This is a genomic window from Rheinheimera sp. MM224 (assembly GCF_947090785.1).
GTDB lineage: Bacteria > Pseudomonadota > Gammaproteobacteria > Enterobacterales > Alteromonadaceae > Pararheinheimera.
This window is the reverse complement of record NZ_OX352320.1, coordinates 3876974-3893028: the sequence shown is the minus strand read 5'-3', so window position 1 is coordinate 3893028 and position 16055 is coordinate 3876974. Positions and strand designations below refer to the sequence as shown.

Sequence of the window (16055 nt, the reverse complement as noted above, 5' to 3'; positions counted from 1 at the left end):
GGCTGATACTTCAGTATGCTGAAGGTCAGTTTTGTTGCTTTCAATTCATCAGAGCCCTGCTATGCATTCATGTGCGGGCGGAATTGATAGTATAATGAGCCCATAGTTTTTTTAGATCAGGATAGTCCAGATGAAATTCGTAGATGAAGCGGAAATTCGGGTTGAAGCCGGCGATGGCGGCAACGGTATTGTCAGTTTCCGTCGCGAAAAGTTTGTCGCCAAAGGTGGCCCAAATGGTGGCGACGGTGGTGATGGTGGTGATGTTTATTTAATGGCTGACACCAACCTGAACACTTTGGTGGACTATCAGTTTGAAAAGTATCACCAGGCGGAACGTGGTCAGAATGGTATGAGTACCAACTGTACCGGTAAACGTGGTGATGACATGATTTTACGTGTGCCTGTAGGGACACGTGCTGTGGATATCGATACCGCAGAAGTTATTGGCGATTTGACCAAAAATGGTCAGAAGTTGATGATTGCTAAAGGTGGCTGGCATGGTTTGGGCAACGCCCGTTTTACCAGCAGTACCAACAGAGCGCCGCGTAAGAAGACCAATGGTACACCAGGCGAAGTACGTAATATCCGCTTAGAGTTGCTGTTATTAGCTGATGTAGGTTTGTTAGGTCTGCCGAATGCCGGTAAGTCGACTCTGATCCGTGCTGTCTCTTCTGCTAAGCCAAAAGTTGCTGATTATCCTTTTACTACATTGGTTCCTAACCTGGGTGTAGTGCGGGTTGAAGCTCACCGTTCTTTCGTAATAGCTGATATTCCTGGTCTGATTGAAGGTGCGGCTGAAGGTGCCGGTTTAGGTATTCAGTTCTTAAAACACTTAGAACGTTGTCGTTTGTTGTTGCACGTTGTTGATGTGCTGCCTGCTGACGGTTCAGATCCAGCTGAGAATGCTGTGACTATTTTAAATGAATTAGATAAATACAGTGACAAGTTAGCCAATAAACCACGTTGGTTAGTCTTCAATAAACTGGATTTAGTGCTGGAAGATGAGCTGGAAGAAGTAATTGAGCGTGTCACCAAAGCCATCAACTGGGAAGGTGAGGTTCATCGAATCGCTGCTGCCAGTCGCACTAATACCGAGCGTTTAGCTGCAGATATATTGAATTATATTGAATTGCTGCCGGTTGAAAAACCAAGGGAGCAGATCGAAGACGCCGTAAACTTCAAGTGGGATGATTATCATCAGGACGTATTGGCTGTTGCAGACGACCTTGACGATGAAGATGATGATTTCGACGAAGATGATTACGACGTTGAAGTAATTTACAAACGCTGAGGTGACAATGCGGATTGCAATGATAGCGGCTATGGCCAATAACAGAGTAATTGGCAAAGATAACCAGATGCCCTGGCATTTACCGGCTGATCTGAAACACTTTAAAAAGGTGACTTTAGGTAAGCCGGTTATTATGGGTAGGAAAACCTATCAATCTATAGGTAAGGCTCTGCCAGGTCGCCGTAACATAGTGATTAGCAGACAGAGCGGTGCACTCAGTACTGATGCCGACTGGGTGCAAAGCATTGAGCAGGCACTGGCTTTAGTACAGCATGAAGCTGAAGTGATGATTATAGGCGGTGCTGAAATTTACCGTCAGGTGCTGCCTTTAGCAGACACACTCTATATTACTGATATTGATTTGACCGTAGAGGGCGATGCCTTCTTTCCAGACTATCAGGCCGTTGCGACTTGGCGTGAGTCTGCATATGAGCATCATCAACCTGATCCACAAAACCCCCATTCTTATCATTTCCGCACCCTGAACAGAGAATGAACAGGTCTGCATTGCACCCGTTGCTACATGTTGTTACTATGGATTTGTCTGTTTTTTGACTGCTTCAGGAGTAATGTATGAAATTGTTGCCAGCAGTGTTCTGTGGTGTAGTGGTGGCCGGTGCAGTATTAGTGTCCCCAGTGGTGCATGCTGACGACCAGCTCGCTGCTTCTATGTGTGATTATGTCAAGGCTGACGATAAAAATAGATTACGCAAAGTATTAAGTGATTACCGCCTGCGTTTACGTAACATCTATGATGGCGTGACCTGTAACGGTGATAGCTTAGTTCGGTTTGCGATAAAGAATAATGCAGCGGACGTGGGTGAATTTATTGTGAAACAGTTACCAGCAGCTCAGGTTGCAGCTTCTGGTGATGTGGCATGGGCAGAGGGCAATGGTTTTGCTGCCTCTCCTTTGTTAGCTGTATTAAAAGAGCGTGCGGGTGGTGGTGAGTAATTCACTTATCCGATCAGAATAAAAAAATCCGCCAATTGGCGGATTTTTTTATGCTCAGTGAGTTACCAGTTTAGACTTTAAACTGGTCGACAGACTGGCGTAACTCTTCAGCTAAACGCGCTACTTCATGGCTGGATTGAGAGGTTTGTTCAGCGCCAGAAGCTGTTTGTTCAGCAATAGTGACGATGGATTCTAATAAATGGCTGATTTCATTAGATACCTGATTCTGCTCTTTGGCCGCATGAGAAATTTGTTCGCTCATATCGTGGGCTAAGTGCACCGCATTGGTGATTGATTCCAGCGCCTGAGCCGCTACTTCTGTTTGAGTCACACAATTTTCGGCCTGCTTTTTACCTTTGTTCATCGCTTCTACAGCTGCATGAGCACCGGTTTGCAGAACCTGAATCATCGCCTGAATTTCCTGAGTGGATGCCTGAGTTTTGCTCGCCAGAGAACGAACTTCATCCGCTACTACTGCGAAACCACGACCTTGTTCACCGGCACGGGCTGCTTCAATAGCGGCGTTTAATGCCAGCAAGTTCGTCTGCTCTGCAATACCGCGGATAACATCCAGGATACTACCTATTGATGCGCTGTCTTTATGCAGTTTGTTGATGACAGTTGACGCTTGGTCCACTTCTTTTGATAACTGCAGTATGGTCTGCTTGTTATTTTCAGAAATCACTTTGACGCGCTCAGCTTCGCTGTCCGCATTTTTGATTTCAGCCAACGCATCGTTCGAGCTTTGCATTACACCTTGTGAGGTGCTGCTCATCTCTGTTGTAGCAGTCGCGGCCTGTGTGACCTGAGACTTCTGTTCACGAATAGCTGTAGTCGTTTCCACAGTAATAGCAGAAGTCTGCTCAGAAGCTGCGGCAAGCTGTGTAGAGCGGGAAATAATACCCTGGATCAGCTGGCGTAAGTTGGTAATAACCTGATTACAGTTACGGGCCAGATCGCCAAATTCATCCTGAGCTTTGTCATCCAGACGTTTGGTTAAGTCACCAGAAGCAACGACGCCGAGAATTTCATTAACCTTTGATAATGGAGTCGTAATGCTTTTTACCGTCCACGTCGCAACAACAAAAGAAAACGAAACCGATGCTAATACAACAAGAATAATCCAAAAAATAGCGTTTGATACATCAGATGCAGCTTCAGATTGAATTTCACCTGCTACCGTTCTTGCGCGTGATAACAGTTGGTTTAACCCATCTAACGCAGTTTTGTTGTGAGCTTCAGCTTGAGTCAGTAATTTCTGTGCTTCAGCTGAGGCAGCTAACATTTGTGTTTTTAACGTCAGAATGCCTTCGTCACCTGCAAGCAAATCATTAATAGCAGTAATTTTTTCATCTAAATCAGCAACCATATCAACACTGGAACCCGCTTCAGTTTTAATGGAGCTCATTTGCTGGTTTACACCTTCCAAACGAGATTTTACTTCATTGGAAATGGTGTCTGCAGTGGTTGCTGAAGTGGTACGGGTTAAATCGACCACAACGCTTACTAATGTGTTTAATCCTGTTTCCAGTTCAGTGGCCGCTTTGCTTGCTTGTGGGAATCGACGGGCTACATCTCTAACATCGCTGAAATCTAACAGTAAAGACGCTGAGTCATCAGAATTTAATTCTACATCCGACAAATGAGAGGCGATTTGATCACGCAAAGTCAGACTTTTGCTAAGCTCTGCGAACAGTTTTTTACTGACGGGGGTGAATTCAGTGTAAGCCGCTGACACGTCCTTAAAAGAATTCGCCAGAGTTTCCTCTTCGGCCACCACAGTTTGTAATGCTTTAGCTGCTGTATCGTACAATGCTTGTTCCGCACCGAACTGAGTCTCTAAATCTTTTACCTGTTTCACTTCAGTGGCATAAAATGCCTGCAGACTGACTTTGCTCATTTTGACAAATTCACTTTGCAGCACTGCACTATTTTCTAAAGCTGGGATCGAGATTTCATTTACTTGCGTGGTTGAGGCATTGATACTATTCAAGCTCATGTACGAGGTAATACCGATCACCAGCAGTAGAAGTGAGATCACACCAAAACCACCAATAATCCGAAGTGCTACCGTTAACTTCATAACCTTACTCCCAGTATCCAGGCTAAAAGGGCATCGTTGGCCCTGTCACCACACAATAAACAATTCAAAATATATTATTTTGAAACAGCGTCGCATTATAGCGTTATTTTTAGTCAGAAACACTATAACGCTGTGCCGTCTCAATACAATAGGCTGTTAAATAATTTCCCCATACAGCTCCGGTATCCAGCGCATGTATGCCTGCAACCGGGCTATATCCCATCAAGGCTGCCCAGTGTCCAAAAAAATCTGTGGGTGAATTTTTTGTTGCCAAAACTGATACCACGGGATCAGATTACTGACTTTATCCGGATGGCGCTTTTCTTTGAGTTCAAGTGCGCCATTTGCCAGACAAAACCGCATTCTGGTGCAACTGTTGATGGTAAAACGCCAGCGCTCTTCCAAAGTCCGCGCTTCAGACCATAAAGCAGGAGTATTGCCATACATCACGGCAAATAGCTTTTCTGGACAATTTTTCAGTATTTCACCTACTTCAGCTGCCGCTTCTAATGCGGTCTCAATTGGCCAATCCGGTGCTAAACCTGCATGAACCAGAAGCAATTGTCGTTCCGGGTCAAAATGCATTAAAGGTTGTTGTTGTAGCCAAAGTGCTAATTCAGGCAAATCGGTGGCTTGGAGTAATTCGGTAAGTTGATCTTTGTTATCTACTTTAGCAAAACCAAAAACACAGGCCAGAAAATGTAAATCATGGTTACCCAAGACTACTTTAGCGGTATCGCCCAAAGAACGAATAAACCTCAGAGTAGCTAACGAGTCAGGGCCCCTTGCCACTAAATCCCCGCAAAACCATAGTTGATCTTGCTTTGGATCAAACTGGATTTTGGCTAACAAGGATTGCAGTTGGCTAAAGCAGCCCTGAACATCCCCTATCACATAGCTTGGCATGAAGTTAATTCAGAATATTCGGGATAGCCAAACGGAATAGAGGAATAGCTGCTTTAAAGCTCAGTTGGCTCTGACTGGTCATTTCATAATGACCTTGCATTGTGCCTACCGGAGTTTCCAGCACTGCTCCACTGGTATAACTATAACTGGACCCTGGCGCGAGTTGGGGTTGCTCCCCGACCACTCCATCGCCATGTACTTCAGTTTCTTTGCCATTGGCATCGGTGATTAACCAATAACGTTTGAGTAATTGTACTGGTTCAGAGCCGTGATTTTTAATGGTAATGGTATAGGCAAATACATATCTGCCCATAGCAGGATCAGATTGAGCCGCCACATAAAATGTCTCGACTGAGACTGGAATTTCGAAACTCAGGCTCATAATTGTTGTTGCTCTTGTTGATGCAGCCAGCGGGCTATGCCAATAAATTGTTCCACGCTTAATTGCTCAGGGCGTAAGGTTGGATCTATACCCATTTCGACAATTTGCTCAGCTGTCGCAAAATTGCTGAAACAGTTACGCAAGGTTTTACGGCGCTGGTTAAAAGCCTCCAGACAGACTCTGTTTAATACTGCAACAGGCACATCCTGTCTCTCTGAGCTTGGCTTAGGGATAAGGCGTACGACAGCAGAGTGCACTTTAGGCGCTGGTTTAAAGGCGCCAGGACCTACTTCGACCACCGGCATCGCATGGCAAAAGAACTGAGTCATCACGGATAAACGGCCGTAAGTTTTAGAGCCATGACCTGCGGTCATACGTTCAACGACTTCTTTTTGCAGCATAAAGTGCATGTTCTCAATATCATCTGCGTAATCGAACAGATGAAACAGCAGTGGGGTAGAGATGTTATAAGGCAAATTCCCAAAGACTTTTAATTTCTTACCTGGTTGTACTAACTGACGGAAGTCGAATTTCATCGCATCCGCCTGGTGTATGGTCAATTTATCAGCCAGTACAGGGTGTTCTTGTAAACGTTGTGCCAGATCCCGGTCGAGCTCAATCACGGTCAAGTGACCTGATTTCTCAACCACAGGCTCAGTGATTGCACCTAACCCTGGACCAATTTCTACCAATAGGTCCGTCGGTTTAGGGTTGATGGCTTTGACTATGCGTTCAATCACTACAGGATCGTGTAAGAAGTTCTGACCAAAACGTTTTCGGGCTGTATGGCCCAGGTGTACTTTATCTGTCATGTGATAACTTGGCTCTTTGCGCTAAATAAATGGCTTGTTCCAGGGCATGGAATAAACTGCCGGGGTCGGCCTTTCCTGTACCGGCTAAATCCAGTGCAGTACCATGGTCGACTGAGGTTCTGATTAAAGGTAAACCAAGACTGATATTCACCGAGCGTCCAAAGCCTTTGTATTTCAGAACAGGCAAGCCTTGATCGTGGTACATAGCTAAGACCGCATCGGCGTGCTGCAGATATTTCGGTTGAAACAAGGTATCTGCAGGTAAAGGCCCCACCAGATCCATGCCTTGTAAGCGTAGTTCATCTAAAGTTGGGCTGATGATGTCTATTTCTTCACGTCCTAAATGGCCATCTTCGCCTGCATGAGGATTTAATCCGCAGACATAAATAACCGGAGATTCAATAGCAAACTTGTGCTGCAGATCATGATGCAATACTGATATCACTTTGTGCAGTCGTTCTTTGGTGATGGCTTTGGCTACGTAGGCCAACGGAATGTGGGTTGTTGCCAACGCAACTCTTAACCCTTCAGTTGCCAGCATCATCACCACATAAGGTGTATTCGACAAATGAGCAAAGTATTCGGTATGACCACTAAACGGAATACCAGCTTTATTAATAATACCTTTATGCACAGGACCGGTAACTATGGCGTCAAATTCAGCTGATATAGATTTCTCGCCGACATAACGTAAGGTGTCTACCACATAACGACCATTGGCTTCGTTGAGTTGTCCTGCAATTACAGGCGCTTCTAAAGCGAAATCAACACAAGTTAAAGTGCCTGCTTGCTGTGGTTGTGCAGGTTGGTCAGGTTCATAAGGTAAAAGCTGAAGCGGCAGGTTTAACGCTGCCGCTCTTTGTTTTAACACTTCTGCGTTAGCGCAAACGATCAACTGTACAGGCCAGTCTTTTTGCGCCAACATCACCACCAGATCAGGGCCTATACCAGCCGGCTCACCTGGGGTGATTGCTATCTTTAATGTCATTCAGTTTCCGCCAGCACTTCAACAAAGGCCTGATCACGTAACTCGCGCAGGAAGTTGGCTTGTTCTTCATTAAAACGACGGTTAAATAGCATACGATAGACTTGGTCCTGCTTTTTCTCTGCTGTCATATCAACAACACGCTTGTCTAATAATTGCACTATGTGCCAGCCATGCTCAGTACGGAATGGTTCGCTCAGTTCCTGGATTTGCAGATTGTTTAACGTATCGCGGAAGGCGGGAACATACATGGCAGGATCAGCCCAGCCTAAATCACCACCTTTTAATTTAGAGCCCGGGTCTTCTGAGTTTTTGCTGGCAAATTCAGCGAAATCAGCTTTACCTGCTTTAAAGTCGGCAGCAAATTGTTTTAAGGTATCACGGGCTTTTTCTTCACTCATGATAATAGACGGCTTAATTAATACGTGACGTGATTTCACTTCGTTCAGTTCGGCAACATTCGCGCCACGAATATCAAAAATCGTCAGAATATGGAAACCAGCGCCTGAACGCAAAGGCCCGATGATGTCGGTCTTTTTCTTACCACGAATAGCATCAGAGAACAGCGTTGGCATTTCGTTAATATTCATCCACCCCATTTCACCACCATCTAAGGCTGTGCTGTCAGATGAAGAAGCGATAGCAATTTTTTTGAAATCACTGCCTTCACGCAGTAATGCCATGACTTTATCTGCACGCTCTTTGGCGCCACTGATCTCTTCTGTTGTACCCTGGCTTGGGATCGAAATCAGAATGTGGCCAATATTGTATTGTTCATTGGATGCACCTTGTTCTTCCATAACCTTCATCAGGCTCTCTATTTCCTGAGGGCTGATATAAATACGGCGCTGCACGTTGGCACGTAACACTTCACCTGTAGTGATTTCCTCACGGAATCGTTCACGGAACTGCTGGTAGTCACCTTCTTCCTGAACTATACGCTGACGAAACTGTTCCATCGTCAGGTTTTCACCCCGTGCAACGTTTTCCAGCGCCTGATCTAATTGAGGATCGGTGATCTGTAACCCCATACGTTTAGCCATTTGCATCTGCAAGCTATTGCTGATTAAACGCTCGAGAGCCTGAGTACGTAAAGCCCGGTCTGAAGGTAAGGTCTGGCCCTGACTTTGAGCATTACGCTTTACCTTATTGACCATATCTGTCACTTCAGTGTCCAGTACGACACCGTTATTGACGATAGCTGCAACACCGTCGATCTTTTGTTCTGCCGCCTGGCTCGAAAAGACCAGAAATGCGGCCACAGAGCTGGCAATCAAAAGTTGTAACTTCATAGGTTCCTACATTAATTATTTAGTAAATATGGGCGTCTATAACCAAAAATTCCGTTCGATAACATGTCACTGACTGAGAAGCCAGCTCCTTCACCAAAACCTTTTAATACAAATTGTACGGCTATACCGTTATCAAAAGTAGGAGGTTGTGACAAATCATTCAGTGCCAACTCAAGGTTGGTATTGATTTGACGCTTGGCAACTACGCGTATTGCCCAGCAACAGGATTCATATTGCAAACCAAAGTTAGCTTCTATCATATGATGCTTGTTGATGTCACGATAATAACTGGCAATCAGTTTCCATTTATCGTCTATCGGCGTAGTGGCCAAAAAACCAACCTGTGCAATTTCGTAGTCTGAGACTTCACGACTGTAACGATGGTTCAACTGGATCAGGCTTTTATCATCAGCGATGTAATCTAATGTCACATTGCTTTTAACCATACGTTCGTTGCTGGAATCATACTGCAATGCGGTGTTTAAGTACCAGCCTTTGCTCCAGTTCCATAAAAGTTCAGAAGCCAGTACTGAATCAGCAGGCTGTTCGGCGTCTAGTAGTGAGTTATCTATCGGCTCTGGATCGTCCAGAAATACAATCTGACCCAAGCTAAAACGGAATAACTCTGTATCTTCTGAGTCATAAAGCCTTGTCGTCCAGCCGATGGTCAGTTGGTTGGTATCCGCAATTCTGTCTAAACCTGAATATCTGTTTTCGCGGAACAAACCATAATAATCGTCTTGTAGCCTTGCTGTATCATACAAGCCGATTTGTGATTGGTCGCGATAAGGAATGTAAAGATACTGCACCTGTGGCTCAAAAGTTTGTAGGGAGCCTGAGTCTTCCCATTCCAGCTCTCTTTCCATATTCAATTTGGCGTTAATCTGAACTTTAGGCACAGTCCTGTTCGTTTCTTCTTGCACCAGCTGCAGACTTTGATCGGTATTTTGCTGATAACGGGTGTGCAACAGGCTGGTTTCTGCCACTAACTCCATAGCTGGAGTGATCAATGGCCAGCGGATACTGGGTTCAAGATGCAAACGATCTGCATTGTTAATTGTAGCGGCGTCATTACGAAAATGGGCATACTGACTGTGCCAGTTAAATTCAAAACCTGCAGCTAAATCCAAAGGTGCAGCTGAACTCAAGTCGATCTGAGGTAAAGCGGCGTAAGATGGCAAATAATTACCCAGAATTTCAAAACCTTGCAGACGAATTTCAGAATTCAGGTAATCACCGAAATAATTCAGGCTGGCTTGCCGGTACAACTGCGTATCACTTTGGTTGCTGTAATCTGATCCAAGTTCAGATAAATAGGCATCATCGCTAACATCGGTAAAATCAACACTGGCACGCCAACGGTCGGATAACTCACCGCTATGACTGAAATGACCTAAATATCGACTGCCAAAACCTGCTGGTTTGTCATTGTCATCAGGTAAAATTTCCAGTTGCAGTTGACCCTGGTGTTCTTCCGTCAGATAACGAAATTCTGTATTAAGCTGAGTCCCACGTTTACTCATAAAACGTGGACTTATAGTGGCATCATAATTTTCGGCAAGATTCAGGTAATAAGGTGTTTCCAAATCTACACCCAGCCGTTGTGAGCTGCCAATTTTTGGAAACAGCAAGCCACTTTTACGCTTATCACTGACAGGGAAGGTCATGTAAGGCAGATAAAAGACCGGTACGTCCTGAATTTTAATAACCGAATGCCAGGCTTCGCCCCAACCATCATCTGCATTAATATTAATTTTGTCTGCGTGTAATGCCCAACTACTGTCGCCTTGCGGACAGGTGGTAAAGCTTGCTTCAGATAAATTGATTTGCTGCTTTAACGCGCTCATCTCTTTGGCGTATCCGCGCCCCGACTGGCTGACCAATTGGTAATCAGCCTCGGTTAATACGGCTTTATCATCTTTTAATTGTGCACTGAACTCGCTACTGCTGACTTTCAAACCTGGGCTGTAGTATTGAATACCTCCACTTGCGAGCAAGGTTTGCTCTTTCTGACTTACCTTGGCATTGGCTGCATTTAACATGGTATTGCGGTAGAGAATTTCTATATTGCCATCAAATAATGCGGTTTGATCCTGCATCATTTGGATACGGTCCGATAAAATTTGTAGTCTGTTGTCTTTTGCTGACAGCGTGCTCAGCTTGGCTGGCATTTCAATGGCGCTGTAACATTGCTCAATAGGTTGAGATGTTTGCTCTTCTGCATGGGCCAGATAAGGAATACCAAGCGCCATAATAATAAGGCGATAGATCAAAGAATGAGTCATGCAACCTACTTAGTACAATACGTGCAACAGGTGAAAACGACCAGAACACAGGGCCAACTATAATAAATCAATTTTCCGGATCCTGCTAATCCGTTATAGTGCTGGCTTTGACCTGATGAGGGGGATGAAGTGCCAGCTCGCATGCAGTTAATTCAAAGTTTTTTAACGACTTGTTTTCCGGGTGAAGCAATTCGGTTAGACCCCATCACGGGTGATGCCAGTTTCAGGCGTTATTTCCGTTTTTCTAGTGCAGAACGCAGCTACATTTTAATGGATGCTCCGATACCAGCAGAGGATTGTAGCCGTTTTGTTGCGACACAACAGGCATTTGCTACCGCAGGTTTGCAGGTTCCTCAGATTATTGCACAGGACCTTCAACAAGGTTTGTTGCTGTTAAGCGATTTGGGGGACATTTTATTGCTGTCCAGATTGACTCAGGATAGTGCCCCCTGTTTCTATCGTCAGGCATTGGCACAACTTACTCAGGTTCGTGCCATCAATTCAACGACTGCAGGGCCTCTGCCTCTATTTGATCAGGCTTTTTTACTGCGGGAAATGCAAATTTTTGTCGATTGGTTTGTGCTTCAGCATTTGAAACTGACACTCAATAAACAAGAGCAAACCATGCTACAGCAACATTTTTTATTACTGGCTGACACTGCATTGCAACAGCCACAGGCCGGTATGCACAGGGATTACCATTCCCGGAATTTAATGTTGCAACCTGATGGCCATTTAGCTGTTATTGATTTTCAGGATGTGGTGACAGGCCCCGTCACTTATGACGCTGTGTCTTTACTCAAAGATTGTTATATCAAATGGCCCACCGAACTGGTTCAAGACTTAAGTCATGAGTTTTACCACAACCTGATTGCTCAGGCCGAGTTATCGGCAGATACAAGCCCAGAGCAGTTCCAGCTTTGGTTTGATTGGATGGGGCTACAGCGACATATTAAAGTCTGTGGTATTTTCTGCCGCTTATACCACCGTGACGGAAAAGCAGGTTATCTTGCTGATTTGCCTCGGGTCTTTGACTATGTACTTGAGGTGACGTCGCATTACCCACAGCTGCAGGAGCTGGATTTGTGGTTGAAACAGAAAGTTAAACCAGCGCTGGAGGCGACGGCCTGATATGAAAGCAATGATACTAGCTGCTGGTCGTGGCGAGCGCATGCGTCCTTTAACCGATCTGTTGCCAAAACCTCTGTTGCCCGTTGCAGGCAAGCCACTGATCCAGTATCACCTTGAGGCTCTTTCTGCATCAGGTCTGCAAGATATTGTGATTAATCATGCCTGGCTGGGGCATTTGTTGCCTGCGCATTTAGGTACTGGCGAACAGTTTGGGGTGACTATTCAGTACTCTGATGAAGGTTCAGAAGGCCTTGAAACTGCCGGAGGGATAAAAAAAGCGTTGCCTTTGCTGGGAGATGCTCCTTTTGTTGTAGTGAATGGTGATGTGTTTTGTGACTACCCTTATCAGCAGCTGAGCGACAAGCTGCGGGCAGACTGCTTAGCGCATTTAGTGCTGGTGCCGAATCCGCCGCAGCACCCGGAAGGTGACTTCGGTATCAATACAACGGGTCATGCCATTGCACAAGCTCAGCAGTGCTTTACTTTCAGTGGCATCGCTATTTATCAGCCAGAGTTTTTTCATCCAGTGGCGGAAGGTAAGCAAAAGTTAGCGCCTTATTTACGACAGGCTATGCAACAAAATAAAGTGACAGCAGAGCTTTATCAGGGTGTCTGGCACGATATAGGCACAGTGCAGCGACTCACAGAATTATCTGCACAACTGGAGTCCGGACATGTGGGGTAAAATTCTGGGGGCTTTATTTGGCATGGCATTACTGAAAATTCCGGGTTTGTTTATTGGTTTATTGGTAGGACACTGGTTCGACAAAGCTTATGGTGGAACTTTTGCCAGCCGTGGCGGGTTTAATGGTTTTTCCCGCGATAAATCAGAAGCTCAGGGGATTTTCCGTTATAACACTTTCGCTGTGATGGGGCATATCGCTAAGTCTAACGGTGTAGTGACTCAATCTCATATTCAGCAAGCAACAGTTTTTATGGAGCAGTTAGGCTTAACAGCAACACAGAAACAAGAGGCACAAGCCGCTTTTCGTCATGGCAAACAAGCTGATTTTCCGCTGTTGGAGCAATTGGCAGAATTCAAATCTGCTTACAGAACCAGACCAGATATGTTGCTGATGTTTTTGGAAATTCAAATTAGCACGGCCTATGTGGATTTAAATTTAAGTAGCGCAGAACAGAAGATCCTGACACAGGTTGCTTCGGCTTTAGGGATCAGTGGTACTCAACTGGAACAAATGTTAGGTCGTTATGAAGCCGAAGCCCGCTTTACCAAAAGCAGTAGCAGCGGAGCAGCGGATGCAGGAAACCGATTAAAAGATGCCTATAAAATTTTAGGCATCAGTTCAGACAGCTCTGAAGCTGAACTAAAAAAGGCTTACAAAAAACTGATGTCGCAACACCACCCGGATAAGTTGATGTCGCAAGGATTACCGCCTGAGCTGATGGATGTGGCCAAACAAAAGACTCAGGATATTCAAGCTGCTTATGAATTGATCCGCAAACAAGGAGGTTAGTCGCGGAAAAACATAAAATACACTGCACCCATCAGGCACAAACCAGCGTAGACATAATTCCATTTAAAGGGTTCTTTCATATAGAGCACGGCGAATGGAATAAAGACGCTCAAAGTAATCACTTCTTGTAAAATCTTCAGCTGAGCCAGACTCAGCACCTGATGGCCTATACGGTTAGCCGGTACCATCAACATATATTCAAACAGAGCAATACCCCAGGACACCGCAATAGCAATATACAGCGCTGAGCTTTTAAAATGCTTTAAATGCCCATACCAGGCAAAGGTCATAAAAATATTACTGGCAGTCAGCAACAATACGGTTTGGATTAAGGGCGACATAGTCCGGCCTCTTTGGCAAGCGGTGACAGGGAAATTGATGTCGCACAGTGTAATAGTTTTTTAGCAGCGGAAAAGCGATTTTTAGTAGCCCTGGTAGCTCAGCCAGCCATGAATTTCTTTAAATACCCGCTGCTGGGTTTCTGCCTGCGCAATCAGCCCGCTGATTTCGCGCTGGCGATACAATAATTTTTGTTGCTGCTTTGCCAGCTGTCTTCTTAATTGCCATTGTGCTGCAACTTGTTGATTCCCTTTTTCTTGCCTCAAATCCAAAGTAGGAACCTGCTGTTTGGCGATAGCAAGAGGCAAGCTACGTTGTTGCTCGGCTTGAGGTAAATAAGCTTCCAGCAAGATCAGAGATTGAGGTTCCTGTAGTTTTTTGTCGGCATAAAGCTGGCTAATCAAGGCCGCGCTGCTACCTTGAGCAACCACAATGATGGTGCTGCTTTCTGTCATTACACTGGTCATTGCTACAGTTATGCGTTGCTGTAGCTGTTCTTTATAGCTGTCTAAACTTGGGGTATCGTTTTCGAAAGGGGCATCTGGTACTGCGATAGCTAAGGTATCCCAGCCATAATCGTTAAATTCTTTACGGAGTAAATTTAGATATTTCGGGCTTGAGGCATGTTGTGACCAGTCGGGGACAAATAAAATAGTACCTTTTACTTTTGCGGTAAATGCGGCCCTTTTTAACGCCAGAAAACTTTTGTCTCCAGCTAATAATTCGGTAATTTCATCCGCTGGTAACTGCCAGGTCAAATCGGATTTATGCCACTCTTCCATAGACATCGGTTCTGAAGCCACGGTGCTGCAACTCAGTAGCAGCAGAACAACTAAAAATTTTGGTGGCATCAGTTAGCTCAGAAAGAAGGAAATCTGAACAGGGTATCGGCATCAGCTAGGAAAACTTTATTGAAGAGAGTGAATAAGACAAAACGGAGTTATAAAAAAACCGCCTTACGGCGGCTTTTTTCAGGCAGTAGCGATTAACGTTCTACTTTTTCTTTGATAGTTGCAGTTACAACAGCTTCAATGCGGCGGTTTGCAGCGTGAGCAGCTGGAGTATTACCTTCAACTTTAGGACGTGAAATACCGTAACCTTTTACTGTTACGCGACCAGCACTGATGCCGTGTTCGTTTAACAATACTTTAGCTACTGCATCTGCACGACGCTCAGATAACTTCAGGTTGTAAGCAGCAGTACCTACGTTTGAAGCATGACCACCGATTTCAACATCAGTACCAGGGAAACGTTTCAGGAATGCTGCTAAATCAGCGATTTCTGCTCTGTATTCTGGTTTGATTTCAGCTGAGTCATTAGCAAACTGAGCTTTTAACGTGAAGTTCACTTCTTTTTCAGTGAAGATTGAACAACCAGTTGCATCTACTTTATCTGTAGATGGAGTGCCTGGGCACAGGTCGTTTGCATCAGGTACACCGTCGTTGTCGCTATCAGCAACTACTACCACAGGAGCAGCTACTGGCTCTGGTGCTGGAGTTGGCTCTGACATCGCTGGTGCTGAACCGAACAGTATAGATGCACCAATTTTTAAATTAGCATCGCCGTAAGAGTTACTGTTCAGACCCTGGAAACGGTTCATCTCAGCGAATAAAGAGATGCGTTCGTCAACATAATGACGGTAGCCAACACCTAAATTCACTGCGTCAGAATCAGGACCTGCTTCCACGTCAAAATGCTTCAGACCACCGACAATATACATGCCTGTGTTCGCAACATTATACAGGGCGTCAACGCCGAAACGGTCAGCATCAAACTTAGCGTTAGATGTTAATTGTTCCAGACGATCTCTGGCGAATTCAAAACGTACTGCCCAAGTTTCGTTGATGTTGTAGCCAAGCTCGAAGCCATAGCCAAAACCTTTGTCCAGGTAGTTCCATTCTACAGATTCAGTTTTGTCACCATCTGGCATGTAGTATTCGCCAAATACAGAACCGTACGCACGGTCAGTGACTAAAGGTTTTGAACTATCTGCTAATGCAGCTGTCGAAAGTAAAGTTGCCATAATGGCGATTGCGCTAGTACTTAGTTTCATCCATATCTCCTAAGAGGTAAATTGCGGCGGCTATTCTATTCAACTAAAAAATTTAGTCAAATCTAGC

At 45.0% G+C, this 16055-nt stretch carries 16 protein-coding genes; 6 read left to right on the top strand and 10 right to left on the bottom strand.

Annotated features, from left to right (window positions below; genetic code table 11):
* The first annotated feature begins 130 nt into the window (after positions 1–130).
* The 3 genes from cgtA to OM978_RS18290 all read left to right on the top strand — a co-directional run bounded on the left by cgtA (position 131) and on the right by OM978_RS18290 (position 2245).
* Positions 131–1291, top strand: a complete 1161-nt coding sequence (gene cgtA, locus OM978_RS18300; protein WP_264343740.1) for an Obg family GTPase CgtA — start codon at positions 131–133, stop codon at positions 1289–1291.
* 7 nt (positions 1292–1298) lie between these two features.
* On the top strand, positions 1299–1787 hold the full coding sequence (gene folA / locus OM978_RS18295) for a type 3 dihydrofolate reductase (protein ID WP_264343739.1): 489 nt from the start codon (positions 1299–1301) through the stop codon (positions 1785–1787).
* A gap of 77 nt (positions 1788–1864) precedes the next feature.
* The gene (locus OM978_RS18290) at positions 1865–2245 is read left to right on the top strand and encodes a DUF3718 domain-containing protein (protein ID WP_233008091.1); all 381 of its coding nucleotides are present in this window, start codon (positions 1865–1867) and stop codon (positions 2243–2245) included.
* Between the two features lie 70 nt (positions 2246–2315).
* Here the strand turns inward: OM978_RS18290 and OM978_RS18285 are convergent, their stop codons facing one another.
* The 7 genes from OM978_RS18285 to OM978_RS18255 all read right to left on the bottom strand — a co-directional run bounded on the left by OM978_RS18285 (position 2316) and on the right by OM978_RS18255 (position 10990).
* Positions 2316–4328, bottom strand: coding sequence for a methyl-accepting chemotaxis protein (locus OM978_RS18285; protein ID WP_264343737.1), 2013 nt, complete (start codon positions 4326–4328; stop codon positions 2316–2318).
* A 222-nt stretch (positions 4329–4550) separates the two neighbouring features.
* A complete protein-coding gene (locus OM978_RS18280; protein WP_264343736.1) occupies positions 4551–5234 on the bottom strand; it encodes a symmetrical bis(5'-nucleosyl)-tetraphosphatase in 684 nt (227 codons plus the stop codon).
* 4 nt (positions 5235–5238) lie between these two features.
* Positions 5239–5616 carry a Co2+/Mg2+ efflux protein ApaG gene (apaG, locus tag OM978_RS18275; RefSeq protein ID WP_264343735.1) on the bottom strand — a complete coding sequence of 126 codons (378 nt, stop codon included), beginning with the start codon at positions 5614–5616 and terminating at the stop codon, positions 5239–5241.
* Positions 5613–6428, bottom strand: coding sequence for a 16S rRNA (adenine(1518)-N(6)/adenine(1519)-N(6))-dimethyltransferase RsmA (gene rsmA, locus OM978_RS18270; protein ID WP_264343734.1), 816 nt, complete (start codon positions 6426–6428; stop codon positions 5613–5615). Before rsmA ends, apaG begins: the two co-directional genes overlap by 4 nt.
* Complete coding sequence (gene pdxA, locus OM978_RS18265; protein WP_264343733.1) at positions 6418–7416, bottom strand: 4-hydroxythreonine-4-phosphate dehydrogenase PdxA; 999 nt, start codon at positions 7414–7416, stop codon at positions 6418–6420. Before pdxA ends, rsmA begins: the two co-directional genes overlap by 11 nt.
* A complete protein-coding gene (surA, locus tag OM978_RS18260; protein ID WP_264343731.1) occupies positions 7413–8705 on the bottom strand; it encodes a peptidylprolyl isomerase SurA in 1293 nt (430 codons plus the stop codon). The genes pdxA and surA overlap by 4 nt, the downstream gene beginning before the upstream one ends.
* An 11-nt stretch (positions 8706–8716) precedes the next feature.
* Complete coding sequence (locus OM978_RS18255) at positions 8717–10990, bottom strand: LPS-assembly protein LptD (RefSeq protein WP_264343730.1); 2274 nt, start codon at positions 10988–10990, stop codon at positions 8717–8719.
* A gap of 141 nt (positions 10991–11131) precedes the next feature.
* Here OM978_RS18255 and OM978_RS18250 point away from each other — a divergent pair, with 141 nt between their 5' ends.
* The 3 genes from OM978_RS18250 to djlA are packed head-to-tail and all read left to right on the top strand — an operon-like array spanning position 11132 to position 13596.
* A complete protein-coding gene (locus OM978_RS18250) occupies positions 11132–12121 on the top strand; it encodes an aminoglycoside phosphotransferase family protein (RefSeq protein WP_264343729.1) in 990 nt (329 codons plus the stop codon).
* Between the two features lies 1 nt (position 12122).
* A complete protein-coding gene (murU, locus tag OM978_RS18245; RefSeq protein ID WP_264343728.1) occupies positions 12123–12806 on the top strand; it encodes an N-acetylmuramate alpha-1-phosphate uridylyltransferase MurU in 684 nt (227 codons plus the stop codon).
* Positions 12796–13596 carry a co-chaperone DjlA gene (gene djlA / locus OM978_RS18240; RefSeq protein WP_264343726.1) on the top strand — a complete coding sequence of 267 codons (801 nt, stop codon included), beginning with the start codon at positions 12796–12798 and terminating at the stop codon, positions 13594–13596. The genes murU and djlA overlap by 11 nt, the downstream gene beginning before the upstream one ends.
* On the opposite strand, the gene OM978_RS18235 is transcribed toward djlA, so the two are convergent.
* The 3 genes from OM978_RS18235 to OM978_RS18225 form a co-directional block, all read right to left on the bottom strand.
* Complete coding sequence (locus OM978_RS18235) at positions 13593–13937, bottom strand: DMT family protein (RefSeq protein WP_053424181.1); 345 nt, start codon at positions 13935–13937, stop codon at positions 13593–13595. The genes djlA and OM978_RS18235 overlap by 4 nt on opposite strands.
* A gap of 81 nt (positions 13938–14018) precedes the next feature.
* A complete protein-coding gene (locus tag OM978_RS18230; RefSeq protein WP_264343723.1) occupies positions 14019–14786 on the bottom strand; it encodes an alpha/beta hydrolase family protein in 768 nt (255 codons plus the stop codon).
* Positions 14787–14920: 134 nt separating this feature from the next.
* Positions 14921–15988 carry an OmpA family protein gene (locus OM978_RS18225; RefSeq protein ID WP_264343722.1) on the bottom strand — a complete coding sequence of 356 codons (1068 nt, stop codon included), beginning with the start codon at positions 15986–15988 and terminating at the stop codon, positions 14921–14923.
* Positions 15989–16055: the final 67 nt, after the last annotated feature.